Below are 16,231 nucleotides of genomic sequence, written 5' to 3' on the forward strand. Positions count from 1 at the left end.
CAAGTTATTGACAAAATGTATTCTTGTAAATTATTATATTAATCATATAGGATTACTTAACTATAAGAAGAAAGCTCTGGGTTGCCGAAAAAATCCCTTAAAACGATCAGTTTTATAAACTTTACAGCCAGATTCCTATTAATTTTAAAGATTACAAACATATAGGGGAGGTAAAAATAATGCCTACTGGAGCGCATGCCAATGAGGCACATGCCAAGCTGGAAGCATTAAAGAATTTGCTCAAATCCATGGGAAGCGTTGTCATCGCCTTTTCAGGAGGAGTGGACTCTTCATTTCTCGTAAAAGTAGCCCATGATGTTTTGGGGGATAAGGTGCTTGCTGTGACCGCCAGATCCTCTACATATCCCGAAAGGGAATTCAAAGAAGCGGTGCAGTTTGCAGCTGAGCATGGAATTCCACACAGGGTAATAGTATCGGAAGAGCTCGAAGTGGAAGGCTTTTCTGACAACCCTTTAAACAGGTGCTACTTATGCAAACATGAGCTGTTCAGCAAGATCAAAAAGCTTGCAGAGGAAGAAGGCTTCAAATTTGTAGCCGAGGGCTCAAATTATGATGACCTCATAGGAGACTACCGCCCCGGCCTTCAGGCGGTGTCAGAACTCGGTGTGATAAGCCCTTTGAGGGAAGTCAAGCTCACTAAGGAGGAAATCAGGCTGCTGTCAAAAGAGATGGGCCTAAAGACATGGAACAAGCCCTCTTTCGCCTGCTTGTCATCAAGATTCCCTTACGGAGAGAAGATAACAAAGGAAAAGCTGGAAATGGTGGACAAAGCAGAACAGTTCATTATAGATCTGGGCTTCAGGCAGGTTCGCGTAAGGTATCACGGCAGCGTAGCGAGAATCGAGGCAGATGAAAACGACTTTGGCAAATTCCTGGATAAGCAGATAAGGGAAGTCATATATTCAAGGTTCAAAGAGCTGGGCTTTCTATACGTCGCCCTTGACCTTAAAGGATACAGAACGGGCAGCATGAACGAAGGTTTTTTCAAAAGGGGTGAGGCAAATGCATAAGGCCGTGCATACCGATAAAGCTCCCGCTGCTATAGGGCCATATTCTCAGGCTATAGATACAGGGGCTTTGATTTATACATCGGGGCAGATCCCAATAGACCCTTCAACCGGCCAGGTGGTAAGCGGCGGGATTAAAGAGCAAACCGCCCAGGTGCTGGAAAACCTAAAGAACGTGCTTGAAGCGGCAGGAAGCAGCATGGAAAAGGTGATAAAGACCACCGTATTTATGAAGGACCTCAGCGATTTCTCGGCCATGAATGAGGTGTATGCAAAGTATTTTTCTGAGCCGTATCCTGCCAGGTCATGCGTAGAGGTAAACAGGCTGCCCAAGGATGTATTGATAGAAATCGAAGCCGTTGCGCTAAAGTGAAAGAGGAGCGGTGATGTTTCATGGGGATATCCAAGCAATTGAAACTCGAAACCAAAGTAGTACATGGATATAAGGGCTATGACCAATACACCGGCGCGGTAAGCTTTCCGATATATCAGAGCGCTACCTTTAAGCATCCGGGCCTGAATCAAACAACGGGTTACGATTATTCCAGGGTTCAAAACCCAACAAGGGAAGAGCTTGAAAATACCATTGCAAACCTTGAAAATGGAAAACATGGTTTTGCATTTTCAAGTGGTATGGCCGCCATTTCAACAGTGCTTTCTTTATTTGAGCCAGGCCAGCACATCATCGTTTCAGATGACCTTTATGGGGGTACATACAGGCTGTTTGAAGAAATTTACAGGCGATACGGTATTGAATTCACTTATGTAGATACCAGCCGTATCCATGAGGTAGAACAGGCCTTAAGAAATACCACAACAGCAATATTTATCGAAACGCCTTCCAATCCCATGATGAAGGTTACCGATATCGCCCTCACAGCCGCCCTTGCAAAATCAAGAAAAATACTGACCATCGTGGATAATACTTTTCTTACCCCATATTTTCAAAGGCCTCTCGAACTGGGAGCCGATATCGTAATTCACAGCGGGACCAAATACCTCGGAGGTCACAACGATACCTTAGCCGGGTTTATAATTGTAAACGACGACGACATAGCCGAAAGGATAAAACTGATACAGAAATCCGAAGGAGCGGTTTTAGCTCCCTTTGATAGTTGGTTGATCCTCCGGGGAATCAAAACGCTGGCAGTGAGGCTTGAAAAACAGCAGGAAAATGCGCTGGCTATCGCTAAATGGCTGCAAAACCATAAGAAGGTTGAAAGAGTGTATTATGTAGGGCTGAGCGATCATGAGGGCTATGAGATTTCCAGGCGGCAGGCTTCAGGTTTTGGCGCGATGATATCATTTTCAGTTAAGCACACGGCACTGGTAGAACAGGTCCTTGAAAGGGTACAGGTAATTATGTTTGCCGAAAGCCTTGGAGGCGTAGAAAGCCTCATAACCTATCCTATTGTACAGACACACTCAGCTATACCTGAAGAAATGAGAAGGCGAATTGGCGTTACAGATAAACTTCTTAGGCTGTCTGTAGGAATTGAGGCGGTTGAAGATCTTATATCCGATCTGGAACAGGCGCTGGACTAAGAACTTAAATAAAATAATCAAGGTAAGGTGATATATATGAGATTTGCAACAAAACTAATTCATAACGGAAATGAAATGGATAAAAATACGGGAGCGCTCAGCATACCAATATACCAGGTTTCAACCTACCACCTGAGAGACATCGACCAACCACAGGAATACGAATACTCACGCTCGGGCAATCCGACCAGAAAGGCCCTTGAAGAAACCATAGCCATACTTGAGGGAGGCGATAAAGGCTTTGCCTTTGCTTCCGGAATGGCCGCAATAGCCTCGGTGCTCTCGATTTTTTCTTCGGGTGATCATATTATAGTGAGCCAGGACGTATACGGCGGAACTCACCGGATCCTCACATCCTTCTTTGCCCGCTATCACCTCTCCGCCAGCTTTGTGGACACAACAGATATCGATGCTGTAAAGAAAAGCATCACCCCTAATACCAGGGCAATTTATGTTGAAACGCCTTCAAATCCCTTGCTTAAAATAACTGATTTAAGGAGTATAGTTAAAATCGCCAGAGAGCATAACCTTATCACCATTATCGACAACACCTTTATGTCGCCCTATCTGCAAAGGCCTATAGAGCTTGGGTTTGACATTGTAATTCACAGCGCTACAAAGTTTATCGGCGGACACAGCGACGTGATTGGAGGCCTGGTAGTGGTCAAAGGCGCTGAATTGAGCCAAAGGATATATTCAGTGCAAAATGGCTTTGGCGCAATTCTTGGCCCTCAGGACAGCTGGCTGCTTTTAAGAGGCTTGAAAACGCTTAAGGTCAGGCTTGATTATCAGCAGGATAGCGCGCAAAAGCTCGCAGAATATCTGCAGAAGAATAAAAATGTAAAACAGGTATACTATCCAGGGCTTCAAAATCACGAGGGCAGAGACATTCATTACAGCCAGGCGGATGGAGCAGGAGCTGTGCTTTCTTTTAAAACCATCGATGCTGAAAAAGCAAAGAGTTTCATGAAAAAAATAAAGCTAGCCGCAGTAGCTGCAAGCCTCGGCGGAATTGAAACCATCGTATCCTATCCCTCTAAAATGTCGCATGCCGCTGTACCCAGATCAGAAAGAGAAAGGCTGGGGATAACAGACGATTTGATAAGAGTATCGGTGGGGCTTGAAGACATCGAGGATTTAATTGAAGATTTCGAAAAAGCGTTATATTGATTCTTTTATGTTGATTCTTAAAACTCCTAACCAAAGGCTTACCTTAATTCAAGGTAAGCCTTTTTTTATAAGTTTTTAAGTTTTTACAACTATTCATATTATTCATATAGGAATTATTTAAAATAACTGTTGACAGCCGTTATGTTTTTAAATAAAATTAAATAGTACTAATCATATAGGAATAGTATTATTTGCAGGAGGGTTGAAAATGAAGTTGCACCATCCACGCCACTATCATCACACACATTTCGGCCATGAAGAACGGGTTTATTACCATCATACTGACTTCAATGACTACATCCAGGCAGTAGAGGAATATAAAAAAAGCTTTCCTTCAAAAAGCGATGTACTGAAATATACCCCCGATCCGGCAGTCAGAGAAATGCTTCTACATATGGAAAAGGCCGGATGTGAAACCTGCTTTGACCGCTTTGACAAACAAAAACCTCAATGCTCTTTCGGTATAGCAGGTGTATGCTGCAGAAACTGCAATATGGGCCCATGCAGGATCACTAAAAAAAGCTTCAAAGGAGTATGCGGCGCAGACGCCGACCTTATTGTGGCCAGAAATCTTTTGCGTTGGGTTGCAGCAGGAGTGGCAGCTCATGGGGCACGGGGCCGCGAAATAATGCTGGCTTTAAAAGCTGCCGCTCAGGGTCTTTTAGATATGCCCATTGCAGGATCTGATAAGTTGAAAAAGTCGGCCGTCCAGCTTGGAATCGATACAGAGGGAAAAACCTTGGAAGAGATAGCTTCTGAGGTAGCCGATATTCTCATTGAAGATTTATGCAGAGCAGTCCCTGGCAAACATAAAACCTTGCATGCCTTTGCACCGGAAGAAAGAATAAGAGTATGGGAGGGCCTTGATATTCTCCCTATTGGAGCCTATCACGAGGTGTTTGAGGCTCTTCATAGAACAAGCACAGGGACCGATGGAGATTGGGAAAATGTCATGAAGCAGTTCTTAAGATGCGGGCTTGCATTTGCCTGGACCAGCGTACTTGGCTCCTCCATAGCCATGGACAGCCTTTTTGGCATGCCTGAAAGAAGAACGGTAAGAGCAAACTTAGGGGCTTTGAAAAAAGGGTACGTCAATATTGCCGTCCACGGGCACTCTCCACTACTGGTAAGTGAAATCGTAAAACAAGGAAGAAGCCAGGAGTTTATAAACCTTGCAAAGCAAAAAGGTGCTTTGGGCATTCAATTTTACGGCATATGCTGTTCAGGGCTTTCCGCAATGTATCGTTACGGCGGAGTCATTCCGCTATCAAATGCCATTGGCGTAGAGCTGGTGCTTGGCACAGGCGCTATTGACCTGTGGGTAGCAGATGTTCAGGATGTATATCCTTCCATAATGGAAGTGGCGAAATGCTTTAAAACAACTGTGGTGACAACCAGCGATTCCGCAAGGCTACAGGGAGCCGAACATTACGGATACGATCACATGCATTCGAATCTAAGCGAGACCAAAGCGCTTGTCAGGAAAATCATAAAAAGAGCTATTGACAGCTTTGCATCGAGAAGGGATGTTCCTGTTTTTATACCCCAATACGAAGTAGAAGCTGAAGTAGGCTTTTCATTGGAGTATGCCATCAGCCATTTTGGAAGCATAGAAATAATAGCCGATGCCCTGAAAGACGGCAAGATCGCAGGAATAGTAAATCTCGTGGGTTGCAACAATCCAAGAGTGATTTATGAAAAGGCGATTACAGACATCGCATCGATCTTAATACAAAACAACATCCTCGTTTTGACAAACGGCTGCGCTTCATTCCCTCTACTGAAATTGGGCTTTTGCAATAAATCAGCCCTTAGCATGACCGGGAGTGAATTAAGGGAGTTTCTCCAACCGGATCTCCCTCCTGTGTGGCATATGGGGGAGTGTCTTGACAATGCGAGAGCATCTGCGTTTTTCAGAGCGCTGGCCGATGCCTTAGGTAAAGATATAAAAGATATGCCTTTTGCCTTTGCAAGCCCAGAATGGTCCAATGAAAAAGGAGTCGGGGCAGCTTTGGGGTTCAGGCTCCTTGGAATCAATTCTTATCATTCGGTTTATCCACCGGTGCAGGGTTCTGAAAAGGTGATGAAATTCCTATTTGAGGATACGCAAAAGACTCTGGGCTCGGTTATGGTTGTGGAAGTAGACCACGAAAAGCTTGCCGAAAGAATAGTGTCAGATATAAAAAACAAGCGAAAAGCCTTGGGATGGGAATAAAAATCATTACAACAATCAGAGACAAATCGGAGGTAAATATTGGAGGGAAATATTAATGAAAGAAAAATTTATTAGAACCATCTTTGCCATTATATTAGCGCTTTTGATGCTCAACCTAGCAGGCTGCAAATCAACATATGAAACAAATACACAGACAGAGATAAAAACGATAAAAATAGCATATATTCCACTTACACATGCAGTCCCACTGTATATACAAAATGAACTATTAAAACAAAACCCACAGGATGTAAAGCTTGAACTCGTTAAGTTTAGTTCATGGCCTGAGGTTATAGAAGCTTTAAATGCGGGTAAAGTGGATGGCGCCTCCATATTGATCCAGCTTGCAATGAAAGCCCGAGAACAGGGAATTGACTTAAAAGCCGTTGCTTTAGGCCATAGAGACGGAAACGTTGTTGTGACATCAAAATATATTACCAGCGTTGCTGAATTAAAAGGGAAGACGTTTGCAATTCCCCATCGGCTTTCTACCCACAATATTTTGCTGTATATTATGCTAAAGAACAATGGGCTTTCATACAATGACATAAACGTAATAGAGCTCCCCCCGCCAGAAATGCCTGCAGCCCTGTCGGAAGGAAGGATTTCCGGCTATTCAGTTGCAGAACCCTTTGGCGCTGTATCGGTTGCCAACGGTAAAGGAAAAGTATTATTTAACTCTCAAGACCTGTGGGGAAATTCCGTTTGCTGCGCTCTTGTGCTGAGAAATGATTTCATTCAAAACAATAGATCTATCGCAGAAAAATTTGTACAGGAGTATGTAAAAGCAGCCCATAAAGCAGATTCAAAAGACCGTGCTACATTGGATATCCTAACAAAATATTTAAGAACCGACTCACGTGTCCTGGAGCTATCGCTCAAATGGATTTCTTATAAAAATTTAAAACTTGAAGAAAAGGATTACAATGATCTTTCAAAATACCTTGTTGAAATGGGCCTTATAGAAAATCCTCCTCCATACAGTGATTTTGTAGACAATACACTAATAGATAATGCGAAGTGATGCTGTTATGGGGAAAATAGTAAAAGTTTTAAAAGTTATCTCAAGTTTGGCTTTATTTGTTGCAATATGGGAGCTGATAGTACTTACAGGAAGATATGAACCATCCCTCCTTCCCTCCCCTGTAAAAGTGCTAGAAGGAATGGGAGAACTGGTAAAAGACGGGACCCTTATTACCCACTTTAAAGTCAGCCTGTCAAGATTTATAACGGGATATGCTATGGCTGTAATTACAGGAATCAGCCTTGGACTTGTCTTAGGCTACAATAAAAAAGTATGGGAATTTGTAGAACCCGTTGTGCAATTGTTGAGACCTGTGTCTCCCATTGCCTGGTTTCCTTTTATCGTTCTTTGGTTTGGTATAGGCGATGTTCCTGCAATCATCATCATTTTCATTGCCGGGTTCTTCCCTACCCTTCTTTCCACCGTTTCCGGAGTTAGAAAGGTAGATCCTGTTTATTTGAATGTTGCAAACAATTTTGGCATCCGACAGCCACACTTGCTTTTTAAAATCATACTTCCCGCCGCCTTCCCAATGATTGCTAACGGGCTGCATATAGCGCTCGGTACAGCGTGGGTTTTCCTGGTTGCTGGAGAAATGGTAGGAGCGCAATCCGGCTTAGGATACCTGATAATAGATTCAAGGAATTCCTTAAGATCGGATCTAGTTTTAGCGGGCATAATTTTTATTGGCATATCAGGGCTTGTTCTGGATCGGCTGATAAAACTCCTGGAAGGCTATATCGAAAGACAATGGGGAGTCTCAGATGGGAGGAGGAACTAATATGTACATTTCTATCGAGAAAGTATCAAAAGCTTTTACGTTGAAAGATAAAAGCGCTTTGACAGTGCTCGATAAAGTTGATTTGTATATAAAAGAATGGGAATTTATATGCCTTCTTGGCCCCAGTGGCTGCGGAAAATCCACCCTTCTAAACCTGATAGCGGGCTTTGATACACCGTCTACCGGCACCATCAAGATAGACGGAGATACCGTTACACAGCCCTCTATTGATCGCATAGTTATATTTCAAAATTATGGATTACTGCCGTGGAGAAATGTAATAAAAAATGTGGAACTTGGCCTCGAAGCTAAAAAACTAAAAAGAAAAAAGCGCCGTCAAATAGCAGAAGAATATATCCAACTAGTAGGACTATCGGATTATAAAAAACATCATCCACCACAACTATCAGGAGGAATGCAGCAGAGGGTTGCGCTGGCAAGGGCCTTAGCAGTTGAACCCAAGATTTTGCTCATGGATGAACCTTTTGGAGCATTGGATGCAATGACCCGTATGCACATGCAGGATGAAATAGAGAGGATATGGCAGGAAAAGAAAAAGACAATTATATTTGTAACACATGATATTGAAGAAGCTGTCTTTCTAGCCGATAGGATTGTCATCATGACACCCTCTCCTGGAAGAGTTAAAACCATTATTGAAGTACCATTGCCAAGAAAAAGAGACAGAACAAGCCTTGATTTTCTTAAAATCAAGGACAAAGTATTTACGGAGTTTAATGGGAGTGTAAATAATTTTGTGTATGGGAGCTTTTAGCTCCTTTCTGGTATTGTTTAAAGTGTTACTTCACTCTGGTAACAGTATCCTCCTTAACATTTTTATCTTTAGGCTTTTGTAAAACCCTAAATTCTTTATTATTCGAAAATCACGGTATACTCCCTGTCATCGCCCTTAACCCCAGAAATACCAAACAAAACTTCGGTAAACCAGGATTCAATGAATATGGTATCCCTACCTGTCCTAAAGACCCATCCCTCCCCATGAAGTGGGATGGCTCCTGCAAAGGTAAAAACAGAGCTTTCAGAAATAAGTTCATCTGTCCTAAAACTACCAAGCTGCCCGGCGGCAAATATATCTGCTCCTGTAAGGATAAATGTATCCCTTCCAATTGCAGAAGAATGTTTTATACTTATCCCAAAAACAAACAACTATAGAGCTTTTTTTTATTTCAAACAATACACCTTCATTTTCATCTGTTTCCCTCCGACAGACAAAGACTATTTTTTGTTTGCTATACAATTCTCCGGTAGCACATTAAAACGGGCATACTTTTTAAAGGCCTCCCACAATTTTACATCAAAACAGATTGCGGTAACCTCATTATTTGCCATATAGCTTAAAGTCAGGGCAGAGGAAAGATGGATGGCGTCAAATCCTCGCAGGGAATGAGTATAAGTCAGTTCTCCGGCCAGGTCTATCAGTTCGTCGGTGATCTCGATTTTAAAGTAGTTTTTCCAATCTTGCTTCAAGGCAGCAACAATTTCATCATGTGTACCGATATCGATAAGTTTTTCGCGGCAGGCACGTGCAAAGGCGGATCGCGCTTCAGCATAGGCAACTTTAGAAGTGGCAACTATTAAAGAGTTCTGCACAGCCTCCCTGACCAGAGAAGTTCCTTCTTCGTTAATATACAGTTTAACCAAAGCGCTTGTATCAAGATATACGATCATCGTCTATCCTCCGATACAATATCGGAAACGTTTCTGCCTTTACTGGTGGGATGAAGTATTGTCGTTCCTCTAGGCTTTCCTCCGTTCCAGGAAGCGATTTCTTTGTCCAGCATTTCAATGATTCCCTGCGGAAGAGAATTATCTACCGGCATCAGTTTTGCAATGGGTTTCCCTCTGTCTGTTACCTGTATTGTTTTACCGCTCTTAACCAGTTTCAAATAACGGCTCAAAGAATTTTTGAGCTGTCGTACGCCTACATATTCCATAAAAGACACCTCCTTTGTGGCTATATTATAACCTAAATGTAGCCACATTACAAGAGAAAAAACTAGGAATATAAAGTAATTTGATTTCTATAATTTTTTAGGGCGTTGCATTTAATTTTACAACGAACCAATCAGAATTGTATGATAATATAAAAAGGGCTGCACGTTGGGTTACCCAATCGGCAGCCCTTATCTTTATGGTGGAGGCGAGGGGAGTCGAACCCCTGTCCGAAGATGCCTCGGCGAAAGCCTCTCCGAGCGCAGTCAGTGTTTTGACATTCCCTTCACCGGGCTCCCACTGACAGGATCCCGGTGTCGGTAGCTTCATCGAAGTCCGGCCTGCCCCGAAGCAAAGGCAGGTTCGTTCCCCACTGAGTCGGCGCCCAGCACCTGTAGCGTGGGCACTACAGGGTGGACGTTAGCTGCTTCCTTACGCAGCTAAGGCTAATTATGCGTCGTCTGCACTTATTTTTTCTCCAGGTTGTTGACGCGGTCCCGGAGTCCGCGGCTCGCTTCTTTCGCCTCAACTATCCCCGTCGAAACCCAGTACGCCCCCACGATATATATAGCGTTGTACATTTAGCTGTCTATATGGATGCATCGTTGGATACATCTTTTAACAGCCTACATCTTCTGGCGTTCGCGGAAGGCTCTTTCTATAGCCCTTTGGGCATCGCGCTTGGCGATGCTCTGGCGCTTATCATAGCTCTTCTTACCCTTGGCCACAGCCAATTCTATCTTAACCCATCCCCTCTTTAAATAAACCTTAAGAGGGACCAGGGTATAGCCCTTTTGCTGCACATAACCCGTTAGCTTGTTGATCTCCCTGCGGTTTAGCAACAGCTTGCGCGTCCTCAATGGATCCCGGTTGAATATATTTCCCTTCTCGTAAGGGCTTATGTGCATATTGTAGAGGAAAACCTCTCCATCCTTGATGACGGCATAGCTGTCACGGATGTTCACATTACCCTGGCGTACCGACTTCACTTCGGTACCTGCCAGCACAATTCCTGCTTCGTATGTCTCTTCGATGAAGTAGTCATGCCTCGCCTTCTTGTTCTGCGCTATTATCTTTATACCCTCATCCGCCATCTAATTAACACCTACTACCGACAAAATAACCCTACTTGAACTGATCAAGCAGCACAAATAGGGTTCGTCTCATTGCTACTTCCTATTCAATTGCAATCAAAGTATACCACACATTAAGCAACATGTCAATAAGGGGACTTGGCCGTTTTTATCATTCCACCAACACAAAATCGATATTCCTCGATGCCAGGTCCACTCCCACAACCCTTACTCTTACGGCATCGCCCAGCCGGTATATCTTATTGGTCCTCTGGCCGATCAAGCAATAGTGCTTTTCATCATAGACGTAGTAGTCATCATCCATGGTGCTTATATGCACCAGCCCTTCCACCGTGTTGCCCAGCTCCACGTATATGCCGTAATTGGTAACACCCGATATTATCCCGTCATACTCCATGCCGATCTTATCGAGCATAAACTCGGCTTTCTTCAAATCATCGACCTCACGCTCTACTTCATCTGCAACGATCTCGCGCTCCGAACAATGCTCGGCCATATCGGGCAGCATGCTTTCAAGGTTGGCTATTCTGGCCGAATCCAGCCTGTTGTGCAGCATATCCTTTATTATCCTGTGGTCCACCAGGTCAGGGTATCTCCTGATGGGCGAGGTAAAGTGGCAGTAATGCTCTGCCGCCAGTCCAAAATGGCCTGTATTGTCGGGGCTGTACCTGGCCTTTTGAAGCGACCTGAGCATCACAGTATTTATTATAGCCTCTTCCCTGGTCCCGCGGATCTTCTCCAGCAGCTGCTGAAGCGTCTTGGGGTGTATCCTTCCCCCGATGCCCTTCAAGTGATACCCGAAGTTGTGTATAAACTCGTTGAACTCCAGCATCTTTTCAATGTCCGGATCCTCGTGTATGCGGTACATAAAAGGTATGTTTCGCCAAAACACATGCTGCGCTATGGTCTCGTTGCATATCAACATGAACTCCTCTATCATGCGCTCGCTGACGCCGCGGGTGTATAACCTGACATCAACTACCTTGCCTTCCTCGTTCAAGGTTATCTTGGCCTCGTTGAGGTCAAAATCTATGCTGCCCCTTCTCATCCTGCGCCTGTGAAGTATCTCGCTCAGGCGCTGCATGTTCCTCAAATCCTCTAAGAACTCGGCATACTTAGGCAGCAGCTCCTGGTCGTTATCCTCCAAAACTCTGTTGACCTCTTCGTATATCATGCGCATCTTGCTGCGAATGACGCTCTCGTATATCTGATAATCCACCACTTTGCCTTCCTCGTCGATCTCCATCATGACCGAAATGGCGAGGCGATCCTCATTGGGATTTAAGCTGCATATGCCGTTGGACAGCTCGGGCGGCAGCATGGGAATCACCCTGTCCACCAGGTACACGCTGGTGCCCCGCAAAAATGCCTCCTTGTCGATGGGCGACCCTTCCTTGACGTAGTGGCTTACATCGGCTATATGCACGCCCAGCAGAAAATGGCCGTTATCCATTATCTCCAGGGAAACCGCATCGTCAAAGTCCCTTGCGTCGGCGCCGTCGATGGTAAACGTCCGCAAATGTCTGAAATCCTTGCGCCCCACCATATCCTCTTCCCGCACCGTCTGGCTGACCTCAGCTGCAGCGGCCTCAACCTCGGCAGGGAATTTTTCCGGCAGCTTGTACTGCCGTATGATCGACAGCACGTCAACCCCGGCGTCATCCTTGTGACCCAAGACCTCGATAATCCTACCTACCGGATTTCTCCTCTGCTCGGGCCATTTGTAGATCTCCACCACTACCTTGTAGCCCGTTTTGACGTCAACCCCTTCTATTGAAGGTACAAAAATATCCATGCCAATTTTTGGATCATCGGGCACCACGAAGCCGTGGCGGCCTTTGCCGTTGCCCTCAAAGGTGCCGACGATGGTCTTGTTGGCGCGCTCGAGGACCTTGTACACCTCTCCCTCTCGGGACGGATAGCCATATACGCTAGGCAAAAGGCGCACTATGACCCTGTCGTTGTGCATGGCGCCGTTCATGTTCTCGGCCGATATATACACGTCCTCTTCAGCGGGGTCATCGGGGATCAAAAATCCAAAACCTCTCGGATTGCCCTGGATCCTGCCTATTATATACCCCAGCTTCTCAGGCAGGGCATATTTCTTCTTCTTTGTCTGGATGATCTGCCCATCTTTGACCATTTCATCCAGTATGGACTGGAGCACCCTCTTTTCCCCGGGCGAAATGCCCAGAACCTCCATCAACTGCTCGATGTACATGGGAGGCCTGTTGTTTTCCCCTAAAATCTCGATTATCTTATCCTTTATCTTCAAGCCTTCTTTCCTCCACTTCTTCTGTGTTAGTTTAGCCAACAATTACCTTACGTTTTTGCTGATAGCATTACGCAGTGTAAAAACGCTGCATGTATTTTCACAGCTTTTTTATATAGTTTAACCCTTTTTACACCATCACAAACAGAAACATTAGCGTTATACGGCGTTGACTCACTTTTATCTTCAACTATTTCTCATACAATTGTGAACTACCAACCACCTATAGATGTTGTGGCTTCATGAGAAGTTTGGTAGTCTATGCTACCCTTAATCTCAGAGGGTGGTTCACGCACCCTCTGCTGACTATCCGTTCAATAGCAGACTTACCAGTTACTTTAGGTTTTGTACATTGGTCATCACCCAATTACAGTCCCAGATCGCCGGCTATCGACTGCATGGCGTCAATTGCCAGGCCAATGAACTCTTCCAGGGTGAGCCCCAGCTCCTGACAGCTCATGATCTGCTCCCTTGAAGCGCCTCGGGCAAACGACTTCTCCTTGAATTTTTTTAGCACAAACTCGGTATCCACGTCTGCCAGCTTTTTGCTAGGCTTAACCAGCGCAGCGGCTACAATCAACCCGGTTACAGGGTCGGCAGCATACAATGCCTTATCAAGTTTGGTCACGCGCGGGTATCCCAGAGCCTCATTGTGGGCCTTCACGGCGTTTACCTCGTCCTCCCCCATGCCTGCTTCTGCAAGCATCTGGGCACCTATAAGCCCGTGCCGCGATGGAGAGTCGGCGGTCTTCTCATAGTCAACGTCATGGACAAGCCCTATCACTCCCCATTTTTCCTCGTCCTCTCCCAATCTCCTGGCCAGAGCGCGCATGACCGCTTCGGTGGCCAGCATGTGCTTTATCAGGTTGGCGTTTTTGACGTTCTCCTTCACCATCTGAAGGGCTTCTTCTCTCGTCATCCTTATTCCCTCCTTTAAATTTTGGATTACCTGCAAACTTTTCATCATATGCGAGCGCAGGAAACCCCCTCTTTTTCAACACTGTCCTACCCCTCAGTACTGTTTAAACCTGTACGATAGAACCAGGAGCTTGAGCAGCACCCCAGGATGTCATGACCTGTTCAACATAGACCCGTCAACTTTGTACCGCTGGCTGAGGCTAGTCAACTAGGACTTGCTCCCAAACCTCCGTTTCTTTAAGCGGTAGGTAGTTGACGCAAATTTAATCTTTTATATCCTCATATAACAGAAAAAACGACCATTGGGTCGTTTTTGTTCACCTCTTATTTCTTAAATTAAATCTTTAACTCAAAGGCCAGACGGTAAAAAGCAAATCCTCCCGGCACTGTCAGAAAACCAATCCTGGCTACTCAAGAATGGCCAGAACCACCGCAATGACGATGAACAGCACCGCCGATATCTTGGTCCACCGCTGGAGCTTCCCTTCAAAGCTTCTGGCCTTGTTCTTGCCGAAAAACGTCTCGGCACCCCCTGCAATGGCTCCAGATAATCCGGCTTTTCTACCCGATTGGAGCAGCACAACGGCTATCAGAAACACTTCCACTAATACAAGCAGTGCAGTAAGTATATTCTTCACAACAGCCAAAGGAACTCCTCCTTCCTATGAATGACGGCAATATTGTACCACACCCTTACGGGAAAATCAAGGCAGATTTTTTCAATAGAGAGCTCCCCCAACACAACCCCGCTTTGCTGCTGCATAAACAAATCCCCCACCTCACAAGGTGGGGGATATCGCCTTACTTGTTCTTCAGATTGAACCAGGCATTGAGGCCAGGATACTGCGCCACATCGCCCAGCTGCTCTTCTATGCGGAGCAACTGGTTGTACTTGGCGACGCGGTCGGTACGCGACGGAGCACCCGTCTTGATCTGGCCGGCATTCACGGCCACCACCAGGTCGGAGATGGTGGTATCCTCGGTCTCACCCGAACGATGGGATACAACCGCCGTATATCCTGCGCGGTTTGCCATCTGGATGGCATCCAGAGTCTCGGTCAAGGTACCAATCTGGTTCACCTTGATGAGTATTGAATTGGCCACTCCCAGCTCAATTCCCTTGGCTAACCTCTTTGTGTTGGTTACAAACAGGTCGTCGCCCACCAGCTGGATCCTGCTGCCCAGCTTCTGTGTGAGCAATTTCCAGCCATCCCAGTCTTCCTCAGCTACGCCGTCCTCCAACGATATAATCGGGTACTTATCAACCAGGTTGACGTAATAGTCTACCATCTCGGCTGCCGTCCTTACCACGCCTTCGCCAGGGAAGTGATATTTCCCATCCTCTTCATTATAAAGCTCGGTAGCTGCAGCGTCGATGGCGAGGCGTATGTCATCGCCCGGCTTGTAACCTGCCTTTTCAACGGCCTCAAGGATCACCTCGATGGCCTCTTCATTGGTCTTCAGGTTTGGAGCAAAACCGCCTTCATCGCCTACGGCAGTGCTGTAACCCTTCTTATTGAGCACCGCTTTCAGGTTGTGGAACACCTCGGAGCACATGCGCAATGCCTCTCTGAAGCTGGTGGCTCCAACCGGCATGATCATGAACTCTTGAATGTCTACGGTGTTGTCAGCATGCTTGCCGCCGTTTAATATGTTCATCATGGGTACCGGCATGACTTTAGCGTTGACGCCGCCGATGTACTGATAAAGTGGAAGTCCCAGCTGTTCTGCAGCGGCTTTTGCAACCGCCAGGGATACACCCAGGATGGCATTAGCACCCAGTTTGCTCTTGTTGGGCGTCCCGTCCAGCTCAATCATGAGCTTGTCAATCCCGACCTGATCCAGTGCATCCATTCCGATGATTTCCTCAGCGATCACGTTGTTTACGTTTTCTACAGCTTTTTGTACGCCTTTGCCCATGTACCTCTTTTTGTCGCCATCCCTCAACTCCACGGCTTCAAAGGCACCTGTAGAAGCGCCGGAAGGAACGGCAGCCCTGCCTACAGCTCCACCCTCCAGATATACTTCCACTTCTACAGTCGGGTTACCCCTTGAATCCAGAATCTCTCGCCCTATTACATCCACAATGGTCGTCACGGCTTTACTCTCCTTTCATTACAGGCTTATCATACCAGACTTATCATGAGTGTAAATTACTCCATCTTAATAATTGAAGACGAAGTTTCCTGCTTTAACGACACCATTAGGTATCTCCACAGGCTTAAAAGCAT

At 45.6% G+C, this 16,231-nt stretch carries 17 protein-coding genes and 1 other RNA gene; 8 read left to right on the forward strand and 10 right to left on the reverse strand.

The genetic code is table 11. The features are described from left to right. Positions 1-179: 179 nt before the first annotated feature. From larE to KVG29_RS10185, 8 genes are all read left to right on the forward strand, one after another. Complete coding sequence (larE, locus tag KVG29_RS10150; RefSeq protein ID WP_252228330.1) at positions 180-1,031, forward strand: ATP-dependent sacrificial sulfur transferase LarE; 852 nt, start codon at positions 180-182, stop codon at positions 1,029-1,031. After that, positions 1,024-1,401, forward strand: coding sequence for a RidA family protein (locus KVG29_RS10155; RefSeq protein ID WP_025747831.1), 378 nt, complete (start codon positions 1,024-1,026; stop codon positions 1,399-1,401). Before larE ends, KVG29_RS10155 begins: the two co-directional genes overlap by 8 nt. Positions 1,402-1,421: 20 nt before the next feature. Further along, positions 1,422-2,573, forward strand: coding sequence for a trans-sulfuration enzyme family protein (locus KVG29_RS10160; protein ID WP_252228331.1), 1,152 nt, complete (start codon positions 1,422-1,424; stop codon positions 2,571-2,573). A gap of 36 nt (positions 2,574-2,609) precedes the next feature. Then, positions 2,610-3,743 (forward strand): trans-sulfuration enzyme family protein, encoded by a 1,134-nt coding sequence (locus tag KVG29_RS10165; protein WP_252228332.1) that lies wholly within the window; start codon positions 2,610-2,612, stop codon positions 3,741-3,743. Positions 3,744-3,951: 208 nt separating this feature from the next. Beyond that, positions 3,952-5,958 (forward strand): anaerobic carbon-monoxide dehydrogenase catalytic subunit, encoded by a 2,007-nt coding sequence (cooS, locus tag KVG29_RS10170; protein ID WP_252228333.1) that lies wholly within the window; start codon positions 3,952-3,954, stop codon positions 5,956-5,958. A 55-nt stretch (positions 5,959-6,013) separates the two neighbouring features. After that, a complete protein-coding gene (locus KVG29_RS10175) occupies positions 6,014-6,982 on the forward strand; it encodes an ABC transporter substrate-binding protein (protein ID WP_252228334.1) in 969 nt (322 codons plus the stop codon). A gap of 7 nt (positions 6,983-6,989) precedes the next feature. Next, on the forward strand, positions 6,990-7,763 hold the full coding sequence (locus KVG29_RS10180) for an ABC transporter permease (protein ID WP_252228335.1): 774 nt from the start codon (positions 6,990-6,992) through the stop codon (positions 7,761-7,763). A gap of 1 nt (position 7,764) precedes the next feature. After that, complete coding sequence (locus tag KVG29_RS10185; protein WP_252228336.1) at positions 7,765-8,538, forward strand: ABC transporter ATP-binding protein; 774 nt, start codon at positions 7,765-7,767, stop codon at positions 8,536-8,538. Between the two features lie 98 nt (positions 8,539-8,636). Here the strand turns inward: KVG29_RS10185 and KVG29_RS10190 are convergent, their stop codons facing one another. The 10 genes from KVG29_RS10190 to eno all read right to left on the reverse strand — a co-directional run bounded on the left by KVG29_RS10190 (position 8,637) and on the right by eno (position 16,097). Continuing rightward, on the reverse strand, positions 8,637-8,930 hold the full coding sequence (locus KVG29_RS10190; RefSeq protein WP_252228337.1) for a hypothetical protein: 294 nt from the start codon (positions 8,928-8,930) through the stop codon (positions 8,637-8,639). Between the two features lie 69 nt (positions 8,931-8,999). Continuing rightward, positions 9,000-9,452, reverse strand: a complete 453-nt coding sequence (locus KVG29_RS10195; RefSeq protein ID WP_252228338.1) for a type II toxin-antitoxin system VapC family toxin — start codon at positions 9,450-9,452, stop codon at positions 9,000-9,002. Continuing rightward, the gene (locus tag KVG29_RS10200; RefSeq protein WP_252228339.1) at positions 9,449-9,718 is read right to left on the reverse strand and encodes a type II toxin-antitoxin system Phd/YefM family antitoxin; all 270 of its coding nucleotides are present in this window, start codon (positions 9,716-9,718) and stop codon (positions 9,449-9,451) included. Before KVG29_RS10200 ends, KVG29_RS10195 begins: the two co-directional genes overlap by 4 nt. A gap of 198 nt (positions 9,719-9,916) precedes the next feature. Further along, positions 9,917-10,274: a transfer-messenger RNA gene (gene ssrA, locus KVG29_RS10205) on the reverse strand. Positions 10,275-10,342: 68 nt separating this feature from the next. Beyond that, on the reverse strand, positions 10,343-10,810 hold the full coding sequence (smpB, locus tag KVG29_RS10210; RefSeq protein ID WP_252228340.1) for an SsrA-binding protein SmpB: 468 nt from the start codon (positions 10,808-10,810) through the stop codon (positions 10,343-10,345). A gap of 151 nt (positions 10,811-10,961) precedes the next feature. Further along, positions 10,962-13,085, reverse strand: coding sequence for a ribonuclease R (gene rnr / locus KVG29_RS10215; RefSeq protein ID WP_252228341.1), 2,124 nt, complete (start codon positions 13,083-13,085; stop codon positions 10,962-10,964). 364 nt (positions 13,086-13,449) lie between these two features. Beyond that, positions 13,450-14,001 carry an HDIG domain-containing metalloprotein gene (locus KVG29_RS10220; RefSeq protein ID WP_252228342.1) on the reverse strand — a complete coding sequence of 184 codons (552 nt, stop codon included), beginning with the start codon at positions 13,999-14,001 and terminating at the stop codon, positions 13,450-13,452. A gap of 406 nt (positions 14,002-14,407) precedes the next feature. Further along, the gene (gene secG / locus KVG29_RS10225; RefSeq protein ID WP_338084642.1) at positions 14,408-14,638 is read right to left on the reverse strand and encodes a preprotein translocase subunit SecG; all 231 of its coding nucleotides are present in this window, start codon (positions 14,636-14,638) and stop codon (positions 14,408-14,410) included. Beyond that, a complete protein-coding gene (locus KVG29_RS12450; protein WP_276576518.1) occupies positions 14,635-14,763 on the reverse strand; it encodes a hypothetical protein in 129 nt (42 codons plus the stop codon). The genes secG and KVG29_RS12450 overlap by 4 nt, the downstream gene beginning before the upstream one ends. Before the next feature lie 38 nt (positions 14,764-14,801). Next, entirely contained in the window at positions 14,802-16,097 is a 1,296-nt protein-coding gene (gene eno / locus KVG29_RS10230; protein ID WP_252228344.1) for a phosphopyruvate hydratase, read from the reverse strand. Between the last annotated feature and the right edge of the window lie 134 nt (positions 16,098-16,231).

The organism is Caldicoprobacter algeriensis, from assembly GCF_023838525.1.
GTDB lineage: Bacteria > Bacillota > Clostridia > Caldicoprobacterales > Caldicoprobacteraceae > Caldicoprobacter > Caldicoprobacter algeriensis.